Below are 1,902 nucleotides of genomic sequence, written 5' to 3' on the forward strand. Positions count from 1 at the left end.
TAAGTGAGGCCGCCCGTAAGTGTCGGGCTGCGCGATGGCGCCGCCGGCGGAGTTATCCATGGTAGTCGCGCTCCATTTGGACTGATCTATTTCACGATCAAGCAGGCGGTCCCTTCAACCGCGCGTCTTGTATTGCTTCGAGGCGTTGTAGATCTCTTTTATGATGGCCTCGTGGGGCAGGAGATCGACCAACAATTGAGCCAGCCCGCCATCCTTGCCTCCTGCTTGCATATGGTACGAAGACTGCGGACGTTGTTCGTTGCAGCAAAGAAAGTTGGCTCTGACCAGCCGCCGGACGTGGCGTCGAACCTGCTCGCGAGGCAGACTGGTAATATCGGCCAGCTCGCCGACGGTTAGATCCGCATGCGCGCAAAGGCCCAGGATTCGAAGGCGATCAAGATGCGCTGCCCTCCTTAGGCGATTTACCAGTGTCAACATTGGTTGGCATCAACCCGGACGGGATGCAGGAAGCCGCTAGCCCTTCTATCCCCATCAATCCGCATGAGATCTCTTCTCGTCATTTGCTGTAAATCCGCTGGTATTGATGCTAATGGAAGATGGATCACAGTCCTTTCTACCACTAAGACGTCAGATATTGTGGCGAATGTACCACCTGACAGGAGACTACGCTCACGAACATTATGTGAATTTTTTTTAAAGTTGCTGAGAAAGCAAGGACGAGGTTTGGCGAATGTCTCGCCGTCGACTGTCGAATCCTGCCCGATGGGATTATGGGGTGCGTAGCCTGCTTGTCCTTTCCACATGACCGCGACGATGGGGCGAAGGCGGCTGACATAGCTCTGGAGCATGCTGCGGTGTCTTTGGCCTGAAGCCGAGGAAGGCGGACCGTGGCTTCCGCGCCGCTGCGGGAGCCGCGAACAGGCCAAGTGGATCAGCCGGGTGTTGCCGTCATAGAGCGTGAGACCCAAAGCTGGCCACCTGAGGCTGACGCACCTCTCTGCGTCCACCTTGCTCTCGAAGCCCATCGGCATAGCGCGCGATAATGACTTGACCGCGTGCGTGCCGACAAGCGATCGGTGAGCGCAAGGATCGAGGGTGCAGTGCAGGATAATGCTGTTTTAAATCAGCGCTGTTTTCAGCCGACTGCCTTGAGCGTGGGCACAAGGATATAGGCCCAAGGCAGGAGATCATCGTCTGGCTGTTCGGGAGGCCGCCGTGGGCGCGCGACAGCCGTCCCTTCGGCTGCGCAGCTCCGCCACCATCCGCGCCGTGCCTTCCGGAGACCATTCCCGCTGCCGTCCGGCGCCCGTGAAAACCTCGACCCGGCGCACCGGCTCGAGATAGCTGGGCTCAGCGTAACTCTGAAGTCGTCATATACCGAAGCCTTCACAGACTTCGGACATCCCCCTCACAGCCCGATCCAGATGGCGTCAGGAACACCGCTTGCGTTGATCCGGATGAACCCCTGCGTGTGCCACAATGACCCTTATCTCAGCGCGCAAGCAAAGCTTCCGCATCCCGGATCGAACCGAAATAGCCCCCGAATCCGCACATTACCTACGACTCATGTATCAGCGAGGTTCGAAACATAACCTCAATAGTTGCCTCAAACGTTAACCGGATAACTTCGGCTAACACATGGTTAACAATAGTTAAACAACAAAGGTACTTTTTTAGTTCTATTATCTCGTCCCGATAGAGAAGTATATTTCAACGCTAACGCAACTTTGCTCGAGTTAGGGCGGCGCGGTCGCGTTGCCCCGCCTCCCTTCCGAAGCGAGTGCGGCCAGCACGGCCCGAGGTGAACGCGTTGCCGACTCCTGCCATGTGGTCAGGGTGATGGTGGCCGTAGTGCTTTCGGATCGTCTTTTCGGGTGTCGAGAGGTCCCGAAACGCAATGCCGCTGCCGACCCGTCGCAGTCGATGACTGGAGACCATGTG

The 1,902-nt window shown here is 57.2% G+C and carries 2 protein-coding genes; both read right to left on the reverse strand.

Annotated features, from left to right (window positions below; genetic code table 11):
• Positions 1-114 precede the first annotated feature (114 nt).
• Positions 115-438, reverse strand: a complete 324-nt coding sequence (locus EOA85_RS34130; RefSeq protein ID WP_245486299.1) for a helix-turn-helix domain-containing protein — start codon at positions 436-438, stop codon at positions 115-117.
• A gap of 1,259 nt (positions 439-1,697) precedes the next feature.
• The coding region (locus EOA85_RS38375; protein WP_206523450.1) for a hypothetical protein at positions 1,698-1,902 on the reverse strand (205 nt) is incomplete at its 5' end.

Source organism: Mesorhizobium sp. M5C.F.Ca.IN.020.29.1.1 (assembly GCF_003997375.1).
Lineage (GTDB): Bacteria > Pseudomonadota > Alphaproteobacteria > Rhizobiales > Rhizobiaceae > Mesorhizobium > Mesorhizobium wenxiniae.

What these genes read in the sequence shown, in the direction of transcription:
- EOA85_RS34130 (WP_245486299.1), bottom strand. Translation starts at nt 438, where the DNA reads ATGTTGACACTGGTAAATCGCCTAAGGAGGGCAGCGCATCTTGATCGC.